Source organism: Pseudoxanthomonas sp. LARHCG66 (genome assembly GCF_052871755.1).
The window spans coordinates 79,873-103,905 of the sequence record NZ_JBIXJW010000005.1 but is presented as its reverse complement, the minus strand read 5'-3'; the positions used below and the strand labels follow the sequence as shown (position 1 = coordinate 103,905).

Here is a 24,033-nt window from a genome sequence, read left to right as displayed (position 1 = left end):
AGAAATCACGCTAACGCGCTTTGCGTGCCCCAGTTTCCACGCTGCTCGGCCAACGGGAACCCTCAAGAAGGCTGTGACAGCCGCTTGACCCATTGCAGCAGTTCCGCGTGCGGGATCGTCCGACCGGCATCGACATCGGCCAAACCCTCGCGGGTTCGCCGATCCTTCTCTTCCTCGGTCAATTCCGGAAGCAATGCTAGTAGCTTTTCTTCGGGGGTCATGGGACCGATGAATTGCGCTCAGGTTGGCTTGATTCTCGTGAAAATTGGCAAGATCCGCGGATCATCCAGGCCCGCCGGCAAGGGCTGCGATACGTCGTGGACCGCCACGTCGATGATGACGTCCAAATCGGAGCATAAGGGCTGTACAGCGGTGGTCACCAGACGAGCGGCCCGCTCGGCGAAAGCCAGGTCGACCACCAGCCAGATCAACAACCCCGGCGGCTGTTCGGCACCCGCGTGAGTTTCCAGGAGATAGGCCGACGAGACAAAGTTGGCGTGCTCGAGGCTGCGGCTGATGGCCGGCGCGAGCCAATCCGGCGCGCCCTGGGCAGGTCTCACCGCGAACTCTACCGCCGCCAGCCGTTCCACCCTGGCCAGAAAGCCCCTATCCAACCATGTCGCGATCTCCTCCGGATACAGGACAACGCCACCGTCGTTGGGATTGAGCATCAAGGTCGCACCGCGCGTACCGCTCAGCAGCTCACGGCCTGACACGCCCAGAATCTTGACGGCAGCCGAGCTGGCCGCCTCCGCCTTCCCGAGCGAGGTAAAGAACGGGATCGCATCGAAACCGTCAGGATGGCGGAACTGGACCAGCCGCGGTGTCCGCGCGTCGTCCGAGACGGGTGCATGCACGTACACGATCGCATCCATCAGCCTCTTGAAGAATGCCAGTTCCTCGGGCGCACTGTCACGGGCCCGTTCAAACGAAGCCTCCAGGGCTGCTTCCGCAGCCATGGCCCCTCTTCCGCGCAGCCTGATCGGTTGCTTCATGGTCAGATCCGATGGGGGCCGAGTGGGTAGCCGCGGAACCAGTCCGGCTCAATCTGGCTGCTCAGGTAGGGGCGTACGAACGCTGACTGGGTCAGCTCCCGCAGCCGTTCTTCGTGCTGGGCAATGGCCTCGATATCGCTGACCGTCGGATAGTGCCGCAGCAGTCGATACGCCTCTTCCCGAATCGATTTGGGCACGGCCTTGCTGGCGGCGAGTTCTCTCAGGAACGCACCGGCCTGCAGCACGTTGCGTGTGCGTTCGGCGGGCATGGTCACGCGGATGCCTGGATTTGTACTAAGGAATACTTAGCTTACAGATTTCCGCTGGCGCTGTGGATGTAAGGGCTTGGGTCAGTTGCTTTCGGTATAAATATGTAGTAAAATCAATATCTTACTTCGCATAACATTCCTTATGTAGAGAGCCGGCGCTAGGGTGTCGCCGGCTTCGAAGATGTTGCCTGCTCGACCTGCGCAGTCTCCGGAATGCGGTATGCGATTCGCCGATCTTTGGGTACCAGTGTGGTGAGCCGAGCTTGAGGGCTGTAAAGAACGTTCGTGCTTCCTAACTGCCCCACATACAGTGCGGGCGCTGGAACGTCAGCACCGATCTCGCTCAGTGAGAGATCGACGTGCAGCCCTTTTTCCAAGCTGGTGAGCGTGCTGACTTCGCTCTTGCCGTAGTAAGTGACAGCGCACGGTATGTAGGCCAGCAGCAGTGCGAACACAAGGACCAAGCTTGGCTCTGGTAGCCACTGTTTAAGCCATGCACTCTGGGCAAGGACGAAGACCGTTAAAAAGTTCAGGCCCAAGCCGAGCAGAATCCAGTGCAATGGATTGCCTTTCAGCAGCAGACAGATCCAGAACCCAATGGCCACAATCAAGCTCGCACCAAATAGATACGGTAAGTACTTAAGCGATTTCTCTCCCAAGTCGGGTGTCTGCTGGCCAAGCCATAGCCCAATGATGACGCCAATCACTGAGAAGGCGCCAAGCAATGTCAGGCTTCCTATCGCCGTACCTAACAGCTCAGCTGCACTGGCATGTTGATAGGGATTGATGCCGACCTTGCTCCAAAAGGCGAACAAGTAGAACGCCGCGATGGAAAAACCATACGGCGCGGACAACATGGCGATGAATTTCGCCAAAGAGCTTAGTGAAATCGGAGTTCGCTCGTCAGTCATACCCTTCCCCACTCCTCCTTCCCTGTCTGGCATTCAAAATCTCTGCACGGAACTCGCAGCCCGCGGCGTTGAGCCGGCACGCCGTATCTTTGCGCGGACTGTGCTTGGCGATTAAGGCTGGCTCGGTGCGGTCAACAACCGTTGCTTAGCCGCCTGGAATTCGGCTTCGGTCAGCGCACCACTTTCCTTCAGTTCCACCAACTTCTTCAGATCATCGGCAATGGAGCTGCCGCCGCTCGCACTTCGCGGGCTTGCAGTTAAATTTGGTGGTGCCGGCGGTAGAAGCTTGATCGAGTTGGCGCACTGGGACGATAGCAAGTCAAAATCGCGACCAGTACCTAACTCAACATACTGCACGATTCCGCTGGGACTCACGACTGCGACGAAAGACGTCCTTCCCGTGTAGCCCCCCATCCGATTCTTTGCATTCACCAATCCACACGTCCAGTAGCCATCAATTCTCTTCTGGAACGGTGGCTTCCAGCTTCCGCTCAGAAAGCCGAATGGCCATTCGATACGAGCCGAATCGGGGTCTATCAGCCTTGAACGAACAGCTTGTTCAGCCGCTTGGCGAAACAAGCCCATGTCAGGCTCGGAGTGGTCATACATCTGCTCTCCTTCCGGCCACTGTTTGGTCGCATCAACGAGCTCCCGGAAGCGTTTCTCTCCAAGCTGACCAGAAATCATACCCTCGGCTTGTCGAAGTCCTGCTACTACTCCCGGACGCGCGCTAGGTGCCCAATGAGCCTCGGCAATAGCCTCCTTGAGCGCGTCGTAGCCCATGTTGGCGAGACTAAGCTGATTCGGATTCTTGGTTAGCGCTGCACATTGGACACGCATACCTGCTCCAAACGCACCCAAGTCGTTACGTCGTCCGAATGCGCTCGCACACTCATCGAACTTGCCACGTGTGGCTGCGTCCAGCCCAGCGAGTATGGTTTCGATCACCGGCCTCGAGTTTTCGCAGATCGCCGTGACCGATTCCTGAGCAGATTGGCGTGCTACCTTTATCTCAACAGATGCGCCAGGCTGAATACTCCTGAGTACGCCGACAACGAAATCCGCGGGCTGCCCGGATACATCGGAATGGTTAATCGCCAGTAGGCGATCTCCCAGCTTCAGCTGTGCTCCGTTGGAAACGTGAGTGATGATGGCGCCATCTACCAATCGGACACCGAGAGAGCACCTATCCATCGGCTCTCCCACTCGACGAAGTTGTTCCGCCAAAGTCTTCGCTTGCTCTCTCAATTGCGCTTTATCTTGGGCTACACAAGTGAAAGACATTGACAAGGCGCCGACCATTACAGCGAACTTCATTGCACTCACCAAGAAATCTCCTTCTCATAGCTGCGACTGTCAACACGGATAGCTTCTTTTCCACGTTCGTCGGAATGTCACGCGTGGGGCGGGCCCAGAAGTGCTGCGTGAGGTTGTCTCCTAATCTAAACGGGGTCGGGAAGCACGCTTGAGAAGCAGGCGCTAGCGGCCATAATCTCTTTCTGGATGCCAGGTACACCGGTCAGTATCCCCAAGTGGTTGTAGGCCAGATAGCAGAAGCCATTTGAAATCCTAAACGTCTGCTCGATCAGTTTGGGCGGAGACCCGAATCGGGTTCGATGTATGGCGTGAATCCCGGAGTGCACAAAAGAATTGAGTGGCTGCCAAGCGCAGTCTCTGAATTCTCTCAGTGCCGAAGTCACACCCAAAAGGTGGGGTCGATTTTCCAATTCGCTCAGCATCTCACTGGCCTGTGGGACATTCTTTGCTCCCTGTTGCGTCTCCATCGACAGATCGGCTTGGTTGAGCCGTGCCACTTGATTGTCGGTGGCGCAATGGAAGGCCCACACACTTCTTGTCAGTGCTTCGAACTGGGAACGCAGGCAGGTGCTTGCCCCGAGCAACTGACCACTGACGCATAGCAATCTGACGGAGAAGGCGAAATCAAGGGACGCGTCGGCCAATACGACGCTCAATCCGAGTCTTTCGGAATCATCATAGAAAGGGTGATCGATCATCCGCTCAAGTATTTCGAACAACTCATGCGCCCTATCGACATCAATCGTGAGATCTTCGATTGTGTTCATTCCTCTTCCCAGTCCGGTTCGTCAGCGTACTGCGCATCTTCAGCGGCACGCTCAGCCTCAGCTTGGGCAGTTTCATCGGCCAATTGCTGACGATCCTCTACGAACGCTTCGCATCCTTCTATAAATGATTGGGAGTTGCCGCCACAGTCGGAGCCATCACTCAAGTCGTTCTCCTGGGCCCAGGCGAATCCTGCCTCGTGGCCAGAGCAGTCTTGAGTGCAAACATAGTTCCCGCTGTCTTCTACGTCATAGGCATCTACCCGCGTCGCATCGGCAGAGGTTCCATCACTGTCTGCGCCGTAGTCGTCATAGACAGATTGCCGAGCAGCGTCGCCAGCGTCTTCCGAGTACAACTCAGTATCGTCGCGCGGTTCCGAGTAGCGCCCTCCCCCTCCCGATCCGCCACATGCAGCCAGCGTGGCTGTCAGCACTGCCACCAGAAGAACTTCGACGTACGAAGCTCGAATCATGGCGAAAGGGCGACTCCCAAGGCGTTCAACGTGGGCGTGGTCATGGTCCCCGTTGCCGGCAGGCCGTGGGCTGCTTGAAAAGAAGCTAAGGCGGCCTTTGTCTGCATCCCCATCACCCCATCTATGGCGCCCGGGTCATAACCACGCGCGTAGAGGGCGGCTTGCACGCGCATGATCATGAGCTGCAGCTGGTCGGAGCTGGGGCGAGGAGTGAGATTCTGCTTGGATCGCTGGACCGGCTCGAGCGTCAGAGGTTGTGAGTTCGAGCCGGAGCTTGATGCCGAGGACGTGGTGCTGCCGTCGTTGTACGAAGACCGTGGAGCCGGTTGATACGTAACCGGTGGCGGTGGAGGCGGCGGTGTGTAGGTTGGCGCTCGGTATGACCCGCCACTGCCCGAGTAGTGTGAACTGTGTGACCGGTGAGAGCTATGCGAGCGGTGTGAGCTATGTGAGCGGTGACGCGCGTACATATTGAACTGCTCGTGATTCAGCGGCGCGGTCAGCGTCGTCGTGAACCTGCTCTCGTTGAGGGCCAACTCCGTAAGGCCACTGGCCTGCCAGCCCTGATCAGCCAAGCCGCCTAGGGGGCTTGCGCCATTGATAATAGCGGTTGCGACTGCAAGGGTCTTGCTCATCAGGCTAGCTCCCGTTGATCAATCGGTGCGACGCCGCGGCTCAACCAGTCCGGCGTCACCCAAGAAAAGAACCCACCGCATCGATCACGAACCTGACAAGGCGCGCATTCAGGGCGGTAGTCCTGTTTCCAATGCGAAATGCTTTGTCGCGAGAAGGGCCATAGGCGTGGCGGCAGTGTACAAAGCGGCAAGTTGTAGAGCGAGACGGCAATGTTGCGCGAGCTCAGAAAGTCTACGGCTCCGTCCAACGCATCGGTCATGTCCATGGGATCCATCCAGAGCGCTTCCCGATGAGCCTTGGCAAAGCCGATGGGCTCCATACCCATGAGTGCAACATGTTCCACAAATGGCAGGTTGCGATAGATGTAGCGCGCGATCGCCTCAAGGCGATGCACCACGTCCTTGACGAGCACAACACGTATCTCGATCCGCTGCTTGGCCTGCTCAAGGGCGTACAACCCACGCAGTGTTTGAGCGAGAGCCCCCTGGCGCTGGACGATGTAGTCATGCAGCGTCGAAGTATCTCCGTAGAGAGGAATGCCCCAGGTCAGCGATTCGTGCAAGCCGGTGAATCGTGCGGCATACGTGCCCTCCCCCGCTAATCGCCCGTTCGACAGGACATGGACGTGTGTCTGGGGCAGCGCGGCGTGGCAATGCGCAATCACATCAACCAGCCCTTCTCCCAGAAGCATAGGCTCGCCTCCACTAATGGCGATCGATGCCTCATCTTTGTCGATCAGTTCAATCAAGGCATGGAGTTGTTCGACCCTCCAAAAGTCATCCACTGCGCGCGGTGGCTGAGAGCACATCAAGCAATAGCTGTTGCACTGTTCGGTCGCAAACAGCACGTTTCCGTTGTCGCCGCGGCGATAGCGCAGTGCGACACGCCCGGACGAAGGCTGGAGTTCTAGCACATCGCCTGGCGATGCCCAGTTTTCTTCCGCCTCGTAGCGCAACCAAGGTCGACCCGCGGGCGCTTGGTCGGCGCGGTCCACCAGAAAGCCCGCCCAGGGCAGACTGAATAGCGTATCCGTCTCACGCAGGCTCAACCTGCGCACATCCAGCAACATGTGCTCCAGCGGATAGGCTGCGCCCGCAAACTCCTTCAGGTCGGCCACTTTGAAGTGACCGTGTTCCATGCCATGGAACTCCGCCTTGGCGTGCTGGGGGCGCATCAGTGCACGGGCTCAAGAACAGGGGCGATCTGTCTGGCCCCGATCGCCCAGCCTTCCAGGATGCGCCGCTCGGTAGAACTTGCCTTCTCCATGCGTTCCAGCAACAGGTCGAACAAGCCCATCTGCTTGGTGCAGAAATCTGAGCTAGGCCGATGTCCGATGACATCACCTTGGCGCGCGAAGTGGTCTACCGGATCGGCGCCGCACAGCGGGACGTACGCACAATCGGAGCAGCCTGGCAGCGCCTCGGCCACGCCCCCGGCCTGCAGTTCTTGCATGGCCGGTGAGCTCAACCACTCATGCACGGATTGATCCAGGGTACCCAGGCAGAACCTGTCTTCCCCTTGGGCAGCGAGCATGCGGGCCTCATCCGAAGGGTAGACCCGTCCATCGTAGTCATAGACCACCGCACCCACGCCCGCGCCCATCGGTGAGCGAAGATCTACGTAGCCATGGCTGAAGGGAGTCAGTAGCTGGGTCAGCAGCAGGCTGGCGTGCGTTTCTTCAAGCGCATAGCCGTCTGCGTTCAGCTGGATAATCGCGTCCAGTGCTTTGCGGTAGAACACCAGGAAGTCACGCATGGTGTATCCGATGCGATGGGCGGTCTTTCTCGCAAAGCCATAGGGACTCAGGGGGCGCAGCGAAATGCTGTGAAATCCCTGGAGGCGATACTCTTCAACGATGGCCTCTGGGGCGGTCAGGCTTTTTGCGGTCAATGTGGTCAGCGCGGACACGCTGTCGTGGCCGAGGACCTGGCGCGCGCGTCCAATGCCGGCAACCGTGCGCTCATAGCTATCGCGCGAAGGTATCGGACGATTAGCGTTATGCAGCCAGGCGGGGCCGTCGAGTGAGGTTGAGAGCTCGAAATGATGCAGTCCGAAGAAGTCCAGCTGCGTGTCAGTGACGCCATGAAGCGTAGAGGCAATGACGAAGCGAAGTGCCCTTCCTTCCGTTCGATTACGTGCTTGGATCAATTCGGTCAGCGCTTTGACTTGCTCAAAGTGTAGTAAGGGCTCGCCGCCTTGGAACTCGATCGTTAATGTCGGCGAGGGCCACTGGAACAGGCGCTCCACCAGTTTTTCGTTGTGCGCCTCACGCATATCGAACTGACGCTGCTGCGTGTCTTGGCGTGAGACCTGGCAGTAGCTACATGAATGATGGCATCGCAACGACACCACCACGATATGCAATGCGGGGCCGCCGTCTAGGTAACCCTTGCGCGTGCGCAGTTGCGAGAGCAAGGGCGCCAAGGTAAGGGAATCCAGCGGCCCGGCCACGATGTGGCGCGCCTGCAGGTCCTGCATCAAGGCCGAATCGACGGGTAGCTCGCCTTTCAACAACGAGGCCAGTTCCTCATGGCGACAAGTCAACCAGTCGCCGGCCGCCGAGCTAACAAGAACGCGTGCTGAATCCCAAGGGAGCCGACGAAAGCGCAGCGGCAGCAACTGGTAGGACGCAGGTACGCCAACGAATGCAGAGGCTGGCTGGAACTTCACAGTCGGCCATCACCTTTGGGTTCGGCACTTTCCAGCGCAGCGCGCATAAGCAGGCGCTGCAGATCGCCGGTCTGCAGTGCCACTTGGGCGCGCAAACGGTCATCACAGGCGTCGGTCTGGAACCGTGCTGCCAAGTCGGCCATATCAACGTCAGACGTGCGCGGTCTTAATGTAACCACGTGATTCGCGCCGGCGCTCTTTACGAGCACGTAGAAGTCGCCGGAGTACCGGTATGCCGTCCGCGCAATAACGTCCTCATCGAAAAACAGCGCGTCGAGTTCAAGCTCGATGCTATCCATGGCCCCACCCCCGTGTGCCCCTAGATGCATGCTGCGCCGCTGATCAGGCCAATTCAAGTCCTACGGGCCCAGACAAGACCGGTCCGATAATCCGCTAGTAAATGCGTGTAGGTCAGCTCCGCCAGTATGGCTAAGCGACAGCAATTGGAAGGCCGCCATTAGCCTCGAGCAATGCTAAGACGAGCTTTTGCGTCGCCCATGGCCTGCTTTGGCCGTGGGCGGTGCGTTCGCTTTGCGTAGACGCGGCTTGGGCGCCTGCAGCTGCGCCAACGTGGCCTGCAAAGCCGCAGGCAACTCGCCAAGCCCTGCCAACTGCTGCTCTAGCGTGTCGGCCCGGCCGCGCTGCACCCCGGCCTCGCGTTGCGCGGCCGCCGTGGCGGCCTGGGCGTCCTCTCGCTCCTGTCGAAGGGCCTCGCTACTGCGTTGCAGGGCTGCCAGCTGGCTGCGCACTTCCTTGGTTTCCTGGCGAGCGCGATCTATCTCGCCATGCGCCCGGTCCTCCAGCGCCCGCAGGTGCTGGGCTTGGGCATCGCGTTCGGCGATCAGACTTTCCTCGCGCTGTGTTGCGCGCTGTTGGGCGGCGTGGAGGTCAGCCTCCAAACGCGCACTGCGTGCCTCCAGGCTCGCGCGTTGCCCGCTCAGGTCGCGGATCTGCTCCTGCTGCAGATCGTTCGCCCGCTGCAGGTCAGCCAGACGCTGCTCGGTGGCCGCCAGTGCCTGGCTCGCTTGGTCTGCGGCGGCTGCCGCGTCGCGTAGCTGCGCCTGCCGCTCCCCTTCCCGGCTCTCTAGGTCACGGCGCTGCGCATCCAACTGAAGCCGGTCCTGCACCACGGCCTGTTCGGCGTCGTTTCGGGCAATGCCCACCGCCTGCTCCCAGAGCTGCTGCGCCAGCCGACTGACCGGTGCTGGCAACTCCGGTATCGCCTGCTGGGCGCTATGAGCAAGCAGACGCGGCGCCAGCCCTCGCCACCACGTCTCCAGCCAACGCGTGACCGTGTTGGGCGAGCCGGTGCCCAGGTGCGCGCGGATGCGATCAACGGTGGGCCGTTCTCCGGCGACGACCAATTCATCGGCAGCGGTGTGCACGTCGGTTTCGGTGATGCCGCGGGCCATCGTGAGTCTCCTACTTCGAATCGGTGAGGTTTCGTGTTGTACTAACGATAAGTGATGATTATCGTGGCTATCGTGTCCGATTCGTAGTAAATCATACATACTATGAAATATAATTCCACAATTCCGACCCTCGCCCAGACTGCCTCCGGCATGGCCCTACCTGCCCAACTGGCGCAGCAGGCAGCGGATGCGGTGCGCGAACTCCTCGCCGAGGCGGCCGCCGAAAACACCACCCGTAGCTACACCAGCGCCCTGCGCTATTGGGCCGGCTGGCACGTGGCACGCTATGGCGTCGAATTGACGCTGCCGGTTCCGGAGGCCGTGGTGCTGCAGTTTGTGGTCGACCACGTGCAGCGCCGTTCGACCGAGGGCGAGTTGGCGTGGGAGCTGCCGCCGGCGGTCGACCAGGCGCTGGTCGCAGCTGGCCTGAAAGCCAAGCTTGGCCCTTGGACCTTATCGACCGTGCGGCATCGGGTCGCGGTGCTGTCCACGGCGCACCGGCTCAAGCAGGTCACTAACCCCTGCGAGCAACCGGCGATCCGCACCGTGCTCAGCCGCGCCGCCCGAGCGGCCGTCAAACGCGGCGAACGACCGCGCAAGAAGACCGCCATCACCCTACCCGAGCTGGAAGCCATGCTGGCCACGTGTGACGACAGCCTGGAAGGCGTGCGTGACCGTGCCCTGCTCTGCTTTGGGTTCGCCAGTGGCGGCCGTCGCCGCAGCGAAATCGCCGCGGCGGACATGCGCGATCTGCGCCGGATCGGCGACCAGGGCTATATCTACCGGCTCGAGCACAGCAAGACCCAGCAGGCGGGCGTTACGGCCACTTCGACGCCCGACAAGCCCGTGCTCGATCGGGCTGCGTTGGCGCTACAGGACTGGCTGGAAGCGTCGGGCATCACCGATGGGGCCATCTTCCGGCGGCTATGGAAGCATCGCGTGGGCCCTGCCCTGTCCCCTGCCGCCGTCGGCGAGATCGTGCAACGCCGTGCGTGCTTGGCGGGGCTGGAAGGGGATTTTGGCGGCCATAGCCTGCGTTCGGGATTCGTTACCGAGGCCAGTCGCCAAGGCGTGTCGCTGCCAGCAATCATGCAGTTGACCGAGCACCGGGCGGTGTCGAGCGTGATCGGGTATTTTCAAACAGGCGGAGCTACGGCAAATCCAGCCGCTCGCCTTCTCGAAGACTAAGAATCGCCAGTGCGCAAAGCGCTGTGCGTTACTTGCCGTCATTTTGCTGTGGAGACGAAAGATGCGACCTTACGCCCTATCCTCCGCTGTTCGAGGAAAGTGCCCTAAGTTTCGTTCAGCGTCTCGGTTTGGGAGAAGCCATGCGCGTTGCTCGCGTTCACATTGAAAACTTCCGTGGCATTCGACTGGCCGACCTACGCTTTGCCGGGACCACGGTCCTGCTTGGCGACAACAACACCGGAAAGTCGACGGTCTTCGAAGCCATTGAGCTCGCCATCGGCGCAGACAGGCTAGCCAGAAGCCAGGTCATTGATGAACACGATTTCTTCGGCGGTGCCTACCGGGGTGACGAGGAGCACCCAGCACCGAAGATTGTTGTCGAAGTAGTCATCGCAGGGCTCGACGCACAGCATTGCGGGCGTTTCCGGAACAATCTGGAGTTTTGGCGCGAAAGCGATGGCGTGCTGATCGGACCTGGCGGTGCAGCTCAGGCAGCACAGCCCGGGGTGGAGCCAGCGGTCCGGATCAGGTTCGAAGGCGAATACGACCAGGAAGCCGACGAATTCACCGCCAAGACATGGTTTGCCGTTCCTCGAAATGTTGACGATGTTCCTACAAGCGAATGCCGGTCCTCGGACAAGAGGGAGTTTGGGTTCCTCCATCTTCGCGCGCTTCGCACTGGAAGCCGTGCGCTGTCGATGGAACGGGGTTCTTTGCTCGATGTAATCCTGCGGACCTACGAGGTTAGGACGCGGATGTGGGAAGGACTCCTGGATCGCTTGCGCGTGCTTGATGTGGTCGGGGAACAGGACCCCGAGTTTGGCCAGATCCTGACCGCCATTCGGGATGCAATGCGGGAGATCGTTCCGGGCGAGTGGGCGGATGCTCCGCATCTCCGGGTTTCGGAACTCACACGCGAGGACCTCCGACGCGTCTTGAAATCCTTCCTTGCCACAGGTGTGCCCGGCTACGCGGCACCCTTTCAGCACCAAGGTTCGGGAACGATCAACGCGCTGGTGCTGGCCATGTTGGGATTGATTGCTCAACGTCGAGCAGGTCGCGTGATCTTCGCAATGGAAGAGCCTGAGCTTTCGCTTCCACCGCACGTCCAGCAGCGAGTGGTCGACAAAGTGCGAGGCCTCGCGTCTCAAGCTTTGTTCACGTCCCACTCCCCATATGTCATCGAGCAGTTCAAGCCCGAACAAATGACGGTTGTACGTAGGGACGCTGCTGGGCACATGTCCGCCACGCCCGTGTTGCTGCCGCCTAATCTCAAACTCAAAATCTTCCGAGATGGCTTCCGCACGCGCTTCTGTGAAGCGCTTCTCGCACGAAGAGTTCTTGTGGTCGAAGGAAAGACTGAGTTCGTTGCATACAGTGCAGTATCACGTCGTGCCGCTGAAATCGCGCCCGCTGCGCACAAGCGTCTTGACTCGCTTGGCTGGGTTCCATTCGACGCGGTTGGGGATACTGCCGTTGCCCCGTTTGCCACATTCTTCCGCGGTCTGGGCAAGACCGTGGCAACGATCTTTGACCAGCAAGAGCCCGTGGCGAAGGCCGCTATCGAGGCCGCAAGTGATCGAGCATTTGAACAGCCTTACCCAGGATTCGAGCATCTTCTCTGGGCAGAAGTTCCAATCGCGAGGCAAAGACAGTTCGTCCAATGGCTTGTAGATCAGGGCGAGTGGCCACAAGCACTGTTCAACGTGCTGCCCCCGCCAAATTCAGCAGATGATGCCTATGCCGCCCCCTTCTTTGAGGTTCTTCGACACAAGAAAGGCAATGACTACCTCACTCTTTTCTTCGATCAATGTGAGATTGGGCATCTTCCCGCAACCATCATGAGAATTCTCGGCGAACTAAGACTGATGGTTGAACCGCCTCCGGCACCCCCTGCTCCCCCCCCGCCGCCCCAATTGCCTCCTCTTCCTATTCCAATCATCTAAGTAGGGGACATAGCGCCATGCCTTTGGTGCTCTGCGAACAACGACAACGCCTACTTAGAACGGATGGCCACATCGTAGTTCGAGGCGGCGCTGGGTCAGGCAAGACAACAATCGCACTTGCCAAAGCCTGCGAAGACCTCGCAACCGGACGCATAGGAAATTCGGGGAAGGCGCTATTCCTGAGCTTCGCTCGTGCCACGATTGCCCGCGTCACGGAGCAGGCTACGGCGACGCTTCCCAAAGATCAGCTGCGCCGCATCGAAATCAACACCTACCATGGCTTCGCGTGGTCGGTCCTGAAGAGTCATGCGTATTTGCTCGGCACAAGACCCGGAGTTTCCCTTTTACTTCCCGCCCAGGCACGAGAACGCCTTGTGGGACTCGCCGGCGATGCACGCACCGCGCGCCAGAGGCAGCTATTTGATGAGGAAGGATTGGTTGCATTCGATCTTTTCCCCATTCTGCTAGCAGAGTTGCTGGAACAATCGCTCGTTTTGGCTCAGGCCTTCGGCAATGCCTATCCGACGATCATCGTGGATGAATTCCAAGACACGAATGATCAAGAGTGGGCAATGATCTCCCGCTTGGGCCAGCACAGCCGTCTTATTGCACTGGGCGATCCAAAGCAGCGCATCTACGACTTCAAGGGTGCGAGCCCTCGGCGCTTCAATGATTTCATTGAAGCATTTGCTCCGACCGAGTTCGACTTCCTCAGCGAGAACAATCGCAGTGCTGGCACGGACATCACTGCATTCGCGGATGGGATTCTCGAAGGGGCATTCCGCCAACAGCCCTACACAGGTGTCTCTGTGGTTCGCTACGCAGGTCGCAGCCTCAGACCTCTGAAGCAGAAGGTGCTTGAAACTGCAAACCGACTAAGGCGAAGGGAAACCTGGTCGTTGGCCGTTCTGGTGCCGTCGAATCCCCTAGCCGCAGCCGTGTTTGATTACATGCACGGTGCAGAGCACGGGCTTCCGAGGTATCCCGTCGACATTGTTGTCTCGGCCGAGGGCCCGATGCTGGCCGGTATGCTGATTGCGCTGCTACTTGAACCCAGAACCTCCGACATCGAACTTGGTGCCGCTGTTCTGGAAGCACTTGCGGCATTTGAGGTCGGGCGCAGTGAGAATGCTTCGACTACTGCGATCACCAGGTCCCGGCGGATGCGCACCCTAGCGACCGCAGTCAGGACACTAGGCGACAGGGGCTACGGAGCAGCAGGCGTTGGACCAGGAGTCCGCCAGCTATTAGTGGACGTGGCACAACTCCAACTTACTGGCGACCCAGTCTCAGATTGGCGCGCAGTGCGAGCTGCTATCGCAGCGAGCCACAGAACCGAACTTCAATCCGCAGCGAAAGAAGCGCGGCACATGCGATTGCTGCGCCGAGGCGCCCAGATTGAGGCAGTCCTCGCCGACGCCTGGCGGGCACGCGGTGCCTATGTCGACGCGAGGTCGCTCCTGCGAGCAGCCGTCGTAGAGGATCAGTTTTCGGCCACAGGACGCTCCCACCAAGGCGTATCGGTGATGACAATACACAAGGCCAAAGGAAAAGAGTTCGACGAGGTCATCGTGTTTGAGGGACCATTCCAACGCTACTTCGTTCAACGAGGACCCGACTCGGAGCGATCCACGCGATTCAACTTACATGTCGCCTCTACACGCGCGCGATCCAATTTAACCGTGATGACTCCTTCAATAGATCCTTGTCATCTACTCCCACCTGGCTGACAGTTGAGAACACAGTCCTTGCCTTACCTATCGGTCTAACGCATGAGCATCGCCGCCAGAAGATCCCACCGTGGAGACGAGTACCAGTTGGCTGTCGCCGTGCACTGGCTAATCAGGCTGCTGTCCGACCCGAGCATCGCCTCCGTACAAGTGGACGCCGTGGCTCTTCCGGGGGAGTCCGAGACCGTCGATGTGGACGACATCGTCGTTACCTATAGCAGCGGCACGACCCGACACATACAGGCAAAGAAGAATCACCCGAATCACCGTAACTGGCAGATATCGGATTCGGATCTGAAGGAAGAATTGGTCAAGGCGCGCCGACAACTGCAGAAGACGCCGGATGTAATTATCGAGTTCTGCTCGCAAACGCCGTTCGGCGACTTGGCAGCTCTGGTCGAGAGCGCCCGAGATTACGCAAGCCACGAGGTATTCGAAGCGCAAGCCAGCTCCCGACTCAAAGTAGCTCTTGCCAAGCTCCAAGGTGTCTTGGACTGTCCCGTTGATAGCGCCTTCGATCTGGTCAGGCACACCCAAATCGGCAGCGCGCACAACTTCGAAGGCTGGGAAGCCGTCAACCTCTCAGCGCTACAGTTTCAGGTCGATGACCCCGAAACCGCAGCCGACGTGCTCACCGCAATGGCGCGTGGCAACCAGAGCGGGCTGCGGGCTCCACCCGGACCGCTGGACCGCGACCAGATCGTGCAGGCGCTGGATGAGCGTGGTGTCGGCTTCATTCGCAACGCCATTTCGCTGGATCCGGCCCAAGTGTCCAACCGCTTTGCCGCAGCGTCGGCCGACCTGGCCGACTGGAAGACGACGCTGCCCAACGACGACTGGCTGGAGCGGCCCGAGCTAGACGCGCTTTGCGAACGAATCGCCGAAGAGCCGGCCTCGTTAACGCTCGTACTCGGCGAGCCTGGCTGCGGCAAATCGGCGCTGCTCGCCAGACTGGCGCGGGAGCAGGCCGCGCTCGGCATCCCTGTCCTCGCGATCAAGGCGGATTACCTGTCCGAGGACGTCGTCGACACGCCTTCGCTGGGCGATCATCTGAACCTGCCCGCCGATCCGATCGATTGCGTGGTCGCGCTGGCCAAGTCCACGAAAGTGCTCGTCCTTATCGACCAGTTGGATGCGCTTGCGGATATGGTCGTCCAGCACTCCACGCGCCTGCGTGCGCCCATGGACCTGATTCGCGGGCTTTCGGGCGTGCAGAACGTTCACATCGTGGCCTCCTGCCGGGTATTCGAGCATCGGCACGACACACGGTTGCGGAATCTCGACGCAGAGACGATGACGCTCGACCTGCCCACGTGGGACAACGTCGAGGCGACACTCGGGAAATATGGCATTCACGCCAAAGGATGGAATGCCTCGATCCGCGAAGACCTGCGATCGCCCCAGACCCTGAACCTGTTCCTGCAGCTGATCAACACTACCGACGAGGAAGAGCTGCTGCTCGGGTACCAGCACATGCTCGGGGAGCTGTGGAAACAGGAGGTCCTGTCCGACGTGAGCGGGCGCTCGCGCACGGCGCTGTACGAGATCACTGCGGGCATGGCAGAGCGGGAAGTCCTCTGGTTGCCGGAGGCGCTGTTCGATGCCTTCCACCCCGAACTACAACGACTCTCGAGGTCCGGCATCCTGCTCTGCGAGGGTGGCCGCGTCGGCTTCCGGCATCAAACGCTCTACGAGTACATCCGCGCACGGAGCTTCGTCGACGCGCCCGGGCAGCTCACCGATACCGTGGTGGCGCGCCAGCACAGCCTGCGGATCAGACCGCTGCTGTGGCACTCGGTCGCCTACATGCGTGCAGTCGACCGCCCCACCTATTCTCGGGAGATCGAACGGCTCTGGCACGCCAATCTTCGCCCCCACCTGAAAATGCTGCTGATCGAGTTCCTCGGCCAACTGCAGGACCCCGACTCCAACGAGACGGCCCTGGTCGCGGAGAGGTGGGACGACGGCTGGTACCGGCGCCGCATCCTCACCACGGTTCCCGGAAGCCCGGGATGGTTCGACTGGCTGGCGAACGACCACCTGGTGGAGATCATGCGACTGCCGGTCGAGGACGCCCGCGTCGCGCTGCCGGTGCTGTGGCGGGCGTTGCCTTCCCGGCAAGCCCGTGTACTGGACTTGATCCGGAACCATTGGCAAGCCAGCTCGGAGAAGGATCCGCTGACCTGGTTCGTGCTGGAGCAACTGCCGGCCTGGGACGCGGACTGCATTGCCATCTGCGGGCAGATTCTTGCCAGGACGGAGATATCGGGCTGGCAGGCCAACCACATGCTCAGCGTCGTCAGCGGCGCGGATCCGAGCCGGGCGCCACTGTTGCTCGATGCCTGGCTGCGGCAGAAGACCGCCGACGTGCAACAGCCCGCTGAAGAGGCGGTGCGCCTGGCGGAGATATTGAACGGGCAGGAACTGCACGACCTGCGGGCTGTCGCCGAAGCCGCACCGCGAGAGTTCATGGCGACGGTCTGGCCTTGGGTGCTGAAGTCGATCCGGCTCCTGGCGCAGGATGCGCATGATTTCGTTGTCGGCTACAGAAGCGCCGACATGAGATTTCCCGATCTCGACGATGAAGAGCTGCGTCGCGAGAAACCTTTCATCTCCGCAGTGATCGCCGGAATCAAACTGTTGGCAGAACGTCATCCCGAAGACTTCCTTGATCTCCTGCGGTTCAATCGACAGTCCGACCTGATGCCCGTCCAGCGGTTGCTTGCGCTTGGCCTGCAGCGGGTGGCCCCGCAGTACCCTTCCGAAGCGCTCGAGTTCCTTCTAGAGGATCCCAGGCGTATGGTGATCGGTAGCTACCGCGATGCACATGGCGACACGAAACGCCTCATCCGTGCGGTCTCGCCGCACCTCGATGAAGAGCAGATCCAGCAACTGGAACGGGCCATCCGTGGCTGGAACCGATACATCTACCTTCCCGATGACGATGCAAAGACGCGCCTTCACCGCCTGCAATGGACGCGCCAGCATCGTTTGCGCCTGCTGCGGGCCATCCCGCCGGAACGCATGAGCGCAGCCTGCCGCCGCCATGTCGCCGAGGAGGAGCGGGCATTCCCGAGCCTGGAAGACGCTGATATCCGCATTTCCGGATTCAGCAGGATCGACAGCCCCATGGACGCCGCGCGCATGCAACGGGCGTCGGAGGAAGACATCCTCAGCCTGTTTGCCGAACTCACCGATCAGACACAGTGGGACCATCCCAGGCACCCCATGCGAGGCGGCGTGATACAGGCGAGCCGTGAACTGGCTGAGCTCGCCCAGGCCGTACCCGACAAGGCCATCCGCCTCATCCGCCAAATGCATCCGGACAACAACGAAATCGCGGTCGGCGCCGTGCTGCGAGCGCTCGGAGAAAGCAAGCACGGCGCTACCACACTGCATTCGCTCATATTGGAGTTGAACCACAAGGGCTTTGACGGTGTGGAGTTCCGCAAGGATGCGGCGTATGCCGCCGGCGCGATCGTGAGTGCCGATACGCCACTGCCGCAGGACCTGTTCGATCTCTTGGCCTCATGGCTGCAGGACGACCCCGACGACGGCACCCAGACCGAAGACGATGCCGAAGACAAGGATGCATCCGGCAGCATCCTGTGGAGCCAGGGCGGCTTCGTCATCATGCCTAGCGGCAACTATCCCATTCTCTCGGCGTTGACCCACGCCTGTCTTTCACAGGAACCCCCGCTTACGGATGCGTGGTTGTCCCTGCTCGAGACACATCTCGGCCGCGAAGAACAGCTGAAGGTCTGGGGAACCCTGGCCCACGACCTGAGATGGCTGGTATGCGCCGATCATGACCGCGCACAGTGCTTCTTGCTGGAGCTGTTTCAATCCTATCCCGGGCTCTGCAACTTCAAGACCGGCATAGTGCTCCTCGCAAACAGCCAGCATTGGATCTCGGCGGCAACTGCCAACACATTACTGGACGCACTGTACGCAACGCAGACAGCTTTTGCGGCCCAGGCCGTGGGTGAGATCCTCATGCTGCGGTTCGCTCTGAAGGGCGACGACGAACCAGACGTGCAGGAACTGCTGGGGCAACACTTGAAGGACACGGATGATGAGCCCCTCCTGGTCCAATGCCGCACCGGCATCGCCTATGCCGCCGCCGAGTTGTGGCAGGAGGCAGACTTCCGCGCTCGGATCCAGCCCTACTTGCTGCGTCTGCTGGATTCGGGCGACGACAAGGTAGTGGCAGCAGCGGCTTGGGTGTTCGCCCGGCGACTTCTGAAGCCGGACGCGGCCAGCCGCCAGTTGCTCGAACACATAGCGGCTCGCCCCAGCCTGCTCAAGCAAGTTGCCGACAACAATTTTGGGGAGTGCCTGGTCTCGATGCTGGAAGCCGCACCTCTGATCGTTGCCAACGTCGTGCGATCCCTTTTGGACGCAGTAGACGACGATTTCCTTAACGACACCTCGTCGCACTACTTCCTGACAGAGCACCTGCTCACCGTTTCTCTTCGACTGCAGGAGATGTCGGCGCCGCACCAAGAGCTTGGCGCTTACATCTTCGAGCGCATGCTTGAGTTAAACACTTCCGAGGCTAGAAGTATCACACTGGATCTCGATAAAAGAACCGTCAATGCCTCAAGCTATTTTCGCCCCAGGAAGCGACGACATCGCTCACCGGGTGGATGATGAGCCTATAGACTTACCCTACCCCCGGTAAATCTTCCTAATCCCCTAGCCCGCCGCTAATGGATTTCAGCCAGAAGTGGGCATCGAGAAACTACGGCTATCTTGAAAGGCGTGTACTAACCTTCCGGCCACACGAGGGAGCGATGAATCTGTGCTCCCGCCCATGCACCATCCGCAACAGCCAAAGAAACCGAGTGTGGTACGCGAGCAGCATCACCACATGCGAAAACCCCGGCGACGCTTGTTTCCTTTGTCTCGCTGGTCTGAATCTGTGTACCCATCGGGGTTTCAGCGAGAGCGCAACCGAGTTCCTCTGCTATGGGTGTCGAAGGTGCGTTCTTTGAGGCAGTAAACAGACCCGCGAATCCGAGACGCCTTCCGCCCGCGAGCACTACATCGGCATGTCCCTCGATCCTATCGATAGGGGTTGTCTCCACGATCACGCCACGCGCGAAGAGATCCTGCAGCGTGGGCTCATCCAGTTCCACCGCGTCATTGGTGAGGAAAGTCACCGATCCCCACTCCGGCAGCAGCTGTGCTTGGTGGATGGACATGGTGTTGGCCGCGATCACGCCGATCTGTCCCTGATCCAGCTCATACCCATGACAGTAGGGGCAGTGAAAGACACTGATTCCCCACCGCTCGGCCAACCCCTTCACGTCCGGCAGTGTGTCAGAGACCCCTGGCGCCAGAACCAATCGGCGAGCACCGTAAGTCTCGCCTCCCGCCCTTTCGACCACGAAGGCATCACGTGAGCCAGATGCCTTCACTACAAGATCGTCCACCCATGACAACGTTGGATAGGCCTCCAACTGTGCGCGCGCCGTGCTGGCAATGACATCAGGATCTGCGCCGTCCTGGGAGAGAAATCCGTGTGAGTGCGAGGCGGCCCTGTTGCGCCGCTTGCCTGCATCAATGACCAGCACGTTGCGTCGCGCGCGCACGAGCTGTAGTGCAGCCGCCATGCCCGCATAGCTGCCACCTACCACGATGACATCGTAGTTGTTCATAGGATTTCCTTCTCAAGGTGTGCCTTGTGCCGGCGTGCAAAGTCAGCCGCTAGATCGGCCAGCGACACCGAAGCGAAGCGCTCAAGGAGTAATGCCTCGGCTTCGTCGAAGGCGTCATTCAGGGCGGCGTTGACGGCCTGCTCAACCAGACAGGCAGGGTTCTCGTGCCGGTTCCCCATCGCGAACAATGCCGGCTCGCCCAGTGCCTCATGCAGTTGGCGCAGGCTGACATGGGATAGATCGGCTTTGATGTGCCAACCACCCGAATGCCCTCGTGCAGAGGCGACAAGCCCTGCCTCGCGAAGCAAGCCCATCGTTCGACGTACGACGACCGGGTTGGTGCTCAGGCACAGCGCCAGTTCCTCGGAGGTCATCGGATCGGTGCGCTCCGCCATGTGCAGCAAGGCGTGGAGGACGGCAGAAAGTCGACTGTCTCTTCTCATGTAACACATATTGTTACATGAGATGCGGCCGGTCAACTTCGGCCTACAAGTCGAGATGGAGAGCCGCGGGATCTTGCCTTCCCTTGTGAATGTAATGTTATTACATTATGGTAAATGGCTGCCCCGCAGTGAGCCCTACCAGCCTTGAACGCGCCTAATCCTGTCGTCGACATCCAATCCTTGACCGTGTCCTTTCCCGGTAAGACCGTCCTATCCGGCCTCGACCTGAAGGTGGAAAGAGGCAGCATCTATGCGCTTCTCGGCGGCAATGGCACGGGCAAGTCGACCACGCTATCGGTGCTTCTAGGCTTCTTGAAGCCGACCTCCGGCGAGGTCCGTGTGGGTGGGTTCACCCCATGGCAGACGCCGGACCAGGCGCGCTCGCAGCTGGCCTACCTGCCAGAGAACGTCGCGCTCTACGAACACCTCACCGCCATCGAGAACGTCGACTATCTGCTCTCGCTCGCCGGTCGCCGGCACGATGCATCGGCCATCGAGGATGCCCTGCGCGCTGCGGGACTGCAGGAGTCGGCCTGGCGGCAGCGCTTGGGCGGGTTCTCCAAGGGCATGCGCCAGAAGGTGGCCATCGCCACGGCGCTGATGCGCGAAGTGCCGCTGCTGTTGCTCGATGAGCCCACCTCCGGTCTCGATCCGGGCGCGAGCGCGGACTTCCATGGCCTGCTGGAATCGGTGAGGGCACGCGGTGCGTCGGTCCTGATGGTCACCCACGACCTGATGGGCGCGGTCGACGTCGCCGACCGTATCGGCGTGCTCGAACATGGCCGGATCGTGCACGAAGCGGATCGAGCGGACTTCGACCTGAAGGCGCTGCACGCGCACTTCGCCGGACGAGCGCACGCCGCATGAGTGCGCTCGTTCCTGTTATGCGCAACGAACTGCGCGCGATGATCCGCAACCGCACGGCGCTGGCCGGGATCGCGCTGCTGGCAATGCTCGCTGTTGTCGCAACCGTGGTCTCCCTGCACCACATGAGCAGTGCGGCTGAATACCGCAGCCGCCAACAGGCCGCGGCGCAGGCCGCCTTCGAGGCCCAGCCGGATCGCCATCCCCATCGCGTGGTCCACTACGGCCACTTCGTCTACCGGCTGCCTTCCGCACTGGCCGCCTTCGATGCCGGCGTGGATCCGTTCACCGGCAGCAGCATGTTCCTGGAAGGGCATCGCCAGAATACGGCGAACTTCGGCGATGTCATGCAGGGCTCCATCCTGACGCGCTTCGGCCAGCTCACGCCGGCGTTCGTGTTGCAGGTGCTCGCGCCGCTGGTGTTGGTGTTTCTCGGTCACGGCGTGCTGTCGCAGGAGCGCGAGCGCGGGACCTTGCGGCAACTGATGCTGCAGGGTGCGTCTTCCCGAAGCATCGTCGGCGGCAAGCTCCTGGCACTGCTCGTCGTGGCCGGCGTGTTCATGCTGCCTGCCTTCGTTGGCCTGGCGATCATGACTGCCACCCCTGCTGCATCCACGGCAGTCGTGTCTGCCGTCATGCTGGGGTACGTGCTGTACCTGGGCCTGTGGTCAGTCCTCATCGCGTTCGTGTCGGCCGCCATGAAGCGGCGTCGCGACGCCCTGCTTGCGCTGGTGGCGCTGTGGGCGCTCTCCACGTTGCTGATCCCGCGCATCGCGCCCGACGTCGCCTACGCAGTGCAGCCGCTGCCGGACCGACTGCAGACCGAGGTGGGTATCGCGCGAGACCTGCGGGCCATGGGCGACAGTCATGACCCCAACGATCCTTACTTCAACAAGTTCCGACAGAGCGTCCTCGATCGCTACGGCGTCACGCGCGTCGAGGACCTACCTGTCAACTACAAAGGGCTGTTGGCAGTCGAAGGCGAGCGCCTGACGTCCCGCCTCTTCGACGAGTATGCAGCGCGCAGCGCCGGCATCCAGCATGACCAGAACCGATTGGTCTCCTGGTTCTCCATCCTCAGTCCGTCCATCGCACTACGCGAAGTCTCGATGGCCGCTGCCGCCACGGATCTGTCGGCGCATCTGCGTTTCCTGGAGCAGGCCGAGGCCCATCGCTACCGCATGGTGCAGCAGCTCAACCAGTTGCAAGTCGATGGCGTCTCCTACGCGGACGACACCGCACGCGACGCCGGGGCCGACCAGCGCAAGCGCGTCAACCACAGCCACTGGCTGGAGATTCCGCGCTTCGCATTCACGCCTCAACCACCCAATGCACTGCTGAGGGCGATGTTGCCGGGCATGTTGGTTCTGCTGGCCTGGCTGACGGTGGCCTTGTTTGCGCTGGACTGGCGCACACGCCGGCTGGAGGTAACCCGATGAACCTCTGGCGTTACGAATGGCGTCTTCTACTGCGTTCACGCATCCCGGCTATCGGTCTGCTGGTGCTGACGGCGCTTACCGTCGCCAGTCTCGTGTCCGGCGTACAGCGTATCGACAGCCAGCGCGAGGCGATCGCCCGTATCGCAACCCTGCAGGCCGCCGACAGCGCCGCGGTGGCGGCGGCCCACGGTAAGTCGACCGACGCGGGTCAGGCGGCCTACTACTCCTTCCATTCCACCTGGAATCCACCGTCGGCGCTGTCCTTCGCGGCTGTCGGCATGCGTGACGTGGCGCCCTTCATGCTGCGCGTGCGAGCACTGGGACTGGAAGCACAGATCCACGACGGCGATGTCTTCAATCCGGAACTCGCCCTGGCGGGTCGTTTCGACTTCGCGTTCCTGCTGACGTTTCTGCTTCCCGTCTTCGTGATCGTGCTCTTCCACGACCTGCGCTCCAACGAAACGGAGTCCGGCCGGGAGCGGATGCTGCGCAGTTTGCCCATGGGCCTTGGCCGCTTGTACCTGCGCAAGGCCATGGTCCGTGCGTTGGCGTTGCTGGCCTGCGTGGGCGTACCGTTCATGGTGGTCGCGCTCCAGCAAGGCGTAACGCTGTCTAAGATCGCCGGCGTACTGGGACTGGCCACGGCGTACCTGGTGTTCTGGGCCGGATTGTCCTTGCTGGTGACACGGCACGGGTGGAGTTCGGCGACCAATGCCGCGACCCTTGCGGCGTCCTGGGTCGCGATCGCGCTCGTACTGCCCGCCTTGGCGCACGTGGCGATCGAGCGTGCCATTCCGGTGGATCAGGGAGCCGAGATTGCGCGCGCCCAGCGCGAGGCGGTCAACCGGGCATGGGACATCCCGCGCGAAGACACCATGAAGCGCTTCTATGCGCGCTATCCGGAATGGAGCGACTCACCCCCCTTGGGGACCGCGTTCCACTACAAGTGGTACCTCGCGTTCCACCAGAACGGCGACGACGATGTCGCGCAGATGGCCGCTGACTATCGTGCGGGTATCGAGCACCGCTCGGTCGCGGCTTCCAACCTGGGCTGGCTGTTGCCGCCGGTAGGCATGCAGGCGGCGCTCACACGCTTGGCGGATACCGACATGCAGGCGCATCTCGCCTATCAGGACCGGATCCGCGCCTATCACGCCGACCTGCGTGTCTATTACTACCGCTTCCTCTTTCGGGATGAGCCGTTCCGGCAGGCGGACTACTCCCGCGCACCTGTGTTCGAGCCCGACTAAGCCGCATCGCGGCCTTCCATCCTCCTCCCACATCCGGTACCGCCCCGCGGGACCTGCCAGGCC

21 protein-coding genes are annotated in these 24,033 nt (G+C 60.8%); 7 read left to right on the top strand and 14 right to left on the bottom strand.

Annotated elements, in window-relative coordinates; all coding sequences use genetic code 11:
- Nucleotides 1-62: 62 nt before the first annotated feature.
- The 12 genes from ACIPRS_RS15365 to ACIPRS_RS15310 form a co-directional block, all read right to left on the bottom strand.
- A complete protein-coding gene (locus ACIPRS_RS15365; protein ID WP_446539177.1) occupies nt 63-221 on the bottom strand; it encodes a hypothetical protein in 159 nt (52 codons plus the stop codon).
- A gap of 18 nt (nt 222-239) precedes the next feature.
- On the bottom strand, nt 240-995 hold the full coding sequence (locus ACIPRS_RS15360; RefSeq protein WP_446539176.1) for an SseB family protein: 756 nt from the start codon (nt 993-995) through the stop codon (nt 240-242).
- Nucleotides 996-997: 2 nt separating this feature from the next.
- On the bottom strand, nt 998-1,264 hold the full coding sequence (locus ACIPRS_RS15355; RefSeq protein ID WP_446539287.1) for a BPSL0761 family protein: 267 nt from the start codon (nt 1,262-1,264) through the stop codon (nt 998-1,000).
- Nucleotides 1,265-1,422: 158 nt separating this feature from the next.
- On the bottom strand, nt 1,423-2,175 hold the full coding sequence (locus ACIPRS_RS15350; protein WP_446539175.1) for a hypothetical protein: 753 nt from the start codon (nt 2,173-2,175) through the stop codon (nt 1,423-1,425).
- A 111-nt stretch (nt 2,176-2,286) separates the two neighbouring features.
- Nucleotides 2,287-3,492, bottom strand: a complete 1,206-nt coding sequence (locus tag ACIPRS_RS15345; protein WP_446539286.1) for an SHOCT domain-containing protein — start codon at nt 3,490-3,492, stop codon at nt 2,287-2,289.
- 125 nt (nt 3,493-3,617) lie between these two features.
- Nucleotides 3,618-4,259: a DUF6988 family protein gene (locus ACIPRS_RS15340; RefSeq protein WP_446539174.1), complete on the bottom strand. Its 642-nt coding sequence runs from the start codon at nt 4,257-4,259 to the stop codon at nt 3,618-3,620.
- A complete protein-coding gene (locus ACIPRS_RS15335) occupies nt 4,256-4,729 on the bottom strand; it encodes a hypothetical protein (protein ID WP_446539173.1) in 474 nt (157 codons plus the stop codon). Before ACIPRS_RS15335 ends, ACIPRS_RS15340 begins: the two co-directional genes overlap by 4 nt.
- The gene (gene hxsA / locus ACIPRS_RS15330) at nt 4,726-5,364 is read right to left on the bottom strand and encodes a His-Xaa-Ser repeat protein HxsA (RefSeq protein WP_446539172.1); all 639 of its coding nucleotides are present in this window, start codon (nt 5,362-5,364) and stop codon (nt 4,726-4,728) included. Before hxsA ends, ACIPRS_RS15335 begins: the two co-directional genes overlap by 4 nt.
- Nucleotides 5,364-6,503: a His-Xaa-Ser system radical SAM maturase HxsC gene (gene hxsC / locus ACIPRS_RS15325; protein ID WP_446539171.1), complete on the bottom strand. Its 1,140-nt coding sequence runs from the start codon at nt 6,501-6,503 to the stop codon at nt 5,364-5,366. Before hxsC ends, hxsA begins: the two co-directional genes overlap by 1 nt.
- 35 nt (nt 6,504-6,538) lie before the next feature.
- Nucleotides 6,539-8,035 carry a His-Xaa-Ser system radical SAM maturase HxsB gene (hxsB, locus tag ACIPRS_RS15320; protein WP_446539170.1) on the bottom strand — a complete coding sequence of 499 codons (1,497 nt, stop codon included), beginning with the start codon at nt 8,033-8,035 and terminating at the stop codon, nt 6,539-6,541.
- Nucleotides 8,032-8,334 carry a His-Xaa-Ser system protein HxsD gene (gene hxsD, locus ACIPRS_RS15315; protein WP_446539169.1) on the bottom strand — a complete coding sequence of 101 codons (303 nt, stop codon included), beginning with the start codon at nt 8,332-8,334 and terminating at the stop codon, nt 8,032-8,034. Before hxsD ends, hxsB begins: the two co-directional genes overlap by 4 nt.
- A gap of 174 nt (nt 8,335-8,508) precedes the next feature.
- On the bottom strand, nt 8,509-9,447 hold the full coding sequence (locus ACIPRS_RS15310) for a DNA-binding protein (RefSeq protein ID WP_446539168.1): 939 nt from the start codon (nt 9,445-9,447) through the stop codon (nt 8,509-8,511).
- Nucleotides 9,448-9,549: 102 nt separating this feature from the next.
- Here ACIPRS_RS15310 and ACIPRS_RS15305 point away from each other — a divergent pair, with 102 nt between their 5' ends.
- The 4 genes from ACIPRS_RS15305 to ACIPRS_RS15290 all read left to right on the top strand — a co-directional run bounded on the left by ACIPRS_RS15305 (nt 9,550) and on the right by ACIPRS_RS15290 (nt 18,964).
- Nucleotides 9,550-10,635 (top strand): site-specific integrase, encoded by a 1,086-nt coding sequence (locus tag ACIPRS_RS15305; RefSeq protein ID WP_446539167.1) that lies wholly within the window; start codon nt 9,550-9,552, stop codon nt 10,633-10,635.
- Nucleotides 10,636-10,775: 140 nt separating this feature from the next.
- Nucleotides 10,776-12,581 (top strand): ATP-dependent nuclease, encoded by a 1,806-nt coding sequence (locus ACIPRS_RS15300; RefSeq protein ID WP_446539166.1) that lies wholly within the window; start codon nt 10,776-10,778, stop codon nt 12,579-12,581.
- 17 nt (nt 12,582-12,598) lie between these two features.
- Nucleotides 12,599-14,311 (top strand): UvrD-helicase domain-containing protein, encoded by a 1,713-nt coding sequence (locus ACIPRS_RS15295; RefSeq protein WP_446539165.1) that lies wholly within the window; start codon nt 12,599-12,601, stop codon nt 14,309-14,311.
- Between the two features lie 42 nt (nt 14,312-14,353).
- On the top strand, nt 14,354-18,964 hold the full coding sequence (locus tag ACIPRS_RS15290) for an AAA family ATPase (RefSeq protein WP_446539164.1): 4,611 nt from the start codon (nt 14,354-14,356) through the stop codon (nt 18,962-18,964).
- A gap of 116 nt (nt 18,965-19,080) precedes the next feature.
- On the opposite strand, the gene ACIPRS_RS15285 is transcribed toward ACIPRS_RS15290, so the two are convergent.
- Together ACIPRS_RS15285 and ACIPRS_RS15280 are read right to left on the bottom strand one after the other, a co-directional pair.
- Entirely contained in the window at nt 19,081-19,974 is an 894-nt protein-coding gene (locus tag ACIPRS_RS15285; protein WP_446539163.1) for an NAD(P)/FAD-dependent oxidoreductase, read from the bottom strand.
- Nucleotides 19,971-20,417, bottom strand: a complete 447-nt coding sequence (locus ACIPRS_RS15280; protein WP_446539162.1) for an RrF2 family transcriptional regulator — start codon at nt 20,415-20,417, stop codon at nt 19,971-19,973. Before ACIPRS_RS15280 ends, ACIPRS_RS15285 begins: the two co-directional genes overlap by 4 nt.
- A 186-nt stretch (nt 20,418-20,603) precedes the next feature.
- Between ACIPRS_RS15280 and ACIPRS_RS15275 the strand changes: the two genes are divergently transcribed.
- From ACIPRS_RS15275 to ACIPRS_RS15265, 3 genes are read left to right on the top strand one after another with little or no spacing between them, the layout of a single operon-like run.
- Complete coding sequence (locus tag ACIPRS_RS15275) at nt 20,604-21,284, top strand: ABC transporter ATP-binding protein (RefSeq protein ID WP_446539161.1); 681 nt, start codon at nt 20,604-20,606, stop codon at nt 21,282-21,284.
- Nucleotides 21,281-22,720, top strand: coding sequence for an ABC transporter permease (locus ACIPRS_RS15270; RefSeq protein WP_446539160.1), 1,440 nt, complete (start codon nt 21,281-21,283; stop codon nt 22,718-22,720). The genes ACIPRS_RS15275 and ACIPRS_RS15270 overlap by 4 nt, the downstream gene beginning before the upstream one ends.
- Nucleotides 22,717-23,970 (top strand): ABC transporter permease, encoded by a 1,254-nt coding sequence (locus ACIPRS_RS15265; protein ID WP_446539159.1) that lies wholly within the window; start codon nt 22,717-22,719, stop codon nt 23,968-23,970. The genes ACIPRS_RS15270 and ACIPRS_RS15265 overlap by 4 nt, the downstream gene beginning before the upstream one ends.
- The last annotated feature ends 63 nt before the right edge of the window (nt 23,971-24,033 follow it).

What these genes read in the sequence shown, in the direction of transcription:
- ACIPRS_RS15365 (WP_446539177.1), bottom strand. Translation starts at nt 221, where the DNA reads ATGACCCCCGAAGAAAAGCTACTAGCATTGCTTCCGGAATTGACCGAG.
- ACIPRS_RS15360 (WP_446539176.1), bottom strand. Translation starts at nt 995, where the DNA reads ATGAAGCAACCGATCAGGCTGCGCGGAAGAGGGGCCATGGCTGCGGAA.
- ACIPRS_RS15355 (WP_446539287.1), bottom strand. Translation starts at nt 1,264, where the DNA reads ATGCCCGCCGAACGCACACGCAACGTGCTGCAGGCCGGTGCGTTCCTG.
- ACIPRS_RS15350 (WP_446539175.1), bottom strand. Translation starts at nt 2,175, where the DNA reads ATGACTGACGAGCGAACTCCGATTTCACTAAGCTCTTTGGCGAAATTC.
- ACIPRS_RS15345 (WP_446539286.1), bottom strand. Translation starts at nt 3,492, where the DNA reads ATGAAGTTCGCTGTAATGGTCGGCGCCTTGTCAATGTCTTTCACTTGT.
- ACIPRS_RS15340 (WP_446539174.1), bottom strand. Translation starts at nt 4,259, where the DNA reads ATGAACACAATCGAAGATCTCACGATTGATGTCGATAGGGCGCATGAG.
- ACIPRS_RS15335 (WP_446539173.1), bottom strand. Translation starts at nt 4,729, where the DNA reads ATGATTCGAGCTTCGTACGTCGAAGTTCTTCTGGTGGCAGTGCTGACA.
- hxsA (WP_446539172.1), bottom strand. Translation starts at nt 5,364, where the DNA reads ATGAGCAAGACCCTTGCAGTCGCAACCGCTATTATCAATGGCGCAAGC.
- hxsC (WP_446539171.1), bottom strand. Translation starts at nt 6,503, where the DNA reads ATGGAACACGGTCACTTCAAAGTGGCCGACCTGAAGGAGTTTGCGGGC.
- hxsD (WP_446539169.1), bottom strand. Translation starts at nt 8,334, where the DNA reads ATGGATAGCATCGAGCTTGAACTCGACGCGCTGTTTTTCGATGAGGAC.
- ACIPRS_RS15310 (WP_446539168.1), bottom strand. Translation starts at nt 9,447, where the DNA reads ATGGCCCGCGGCATCACCGAAACCGACGTGCACACCGCTGCCGATGAA.
- ACIPRS_RS15305 (WP_446539167.1), top strand. Translation starts at nt 9,550, where the DNA reads ATGAAATATAATTCCACAATTCCGACCCTCGCCCAGACTGCCTCCGGC.
- ACIPRS_RS15300 (WP_446539166.1), top strand. Translation starts at nt 10,776, where the DNA reads ATGCGCGTTGCTCGCGTTCACATTGAAAACTTCCGTGGCATTCGACTG.
- ACIPRS_RS15295 (WP_446539165.1), top strand. Translation starts at nt 12,599, where the DNA reads ATGCCTTTGGTGCTCTGCGAACAACGACAACGCCTACTTAGAACGGAT.
- ACIPRS_RS15290 (WP_446539164.1), top strand. Translation starts at nt 14,354, where the DNA reads ATGAGCATCGCCGCCAGAAGATCCCACCGTGGAGACGAGTACCAGTTG.
- ACIPRS_RS15285 (WP_446539163.1), bottom strand. Translation starts at nt 19,974, where the DNA reads ATGAACAACTACGATGTCATCGTGGTAGGTGGCAGCTATGCGGGCATG.
- ACIPRS_RS15280 (WP_446539162.1), bottom strand. Translation starts at nt 20,417, where the DNA reads ATGAGAAGAGACAGTCGACTTTCTGCCGTCCTCCACGCCTTGCTGCAC.
- ACIPRS_RS15270 (WP_446539160.1), top strand. Translation starts at nt 21,281, where the DNA reads ATGAGTGCGCTCGTTCCTGTTATGCGCAACGAACTGCGCGCGATGATC.
- ACIPRS_RS15265 (WP_446539159.1), top strand. Translation starts at nt 22,717, where the DNA reads ATGAACCTCTGGCGTTACGAATGGCGTCTTCTACTGCGTTCACGCATC.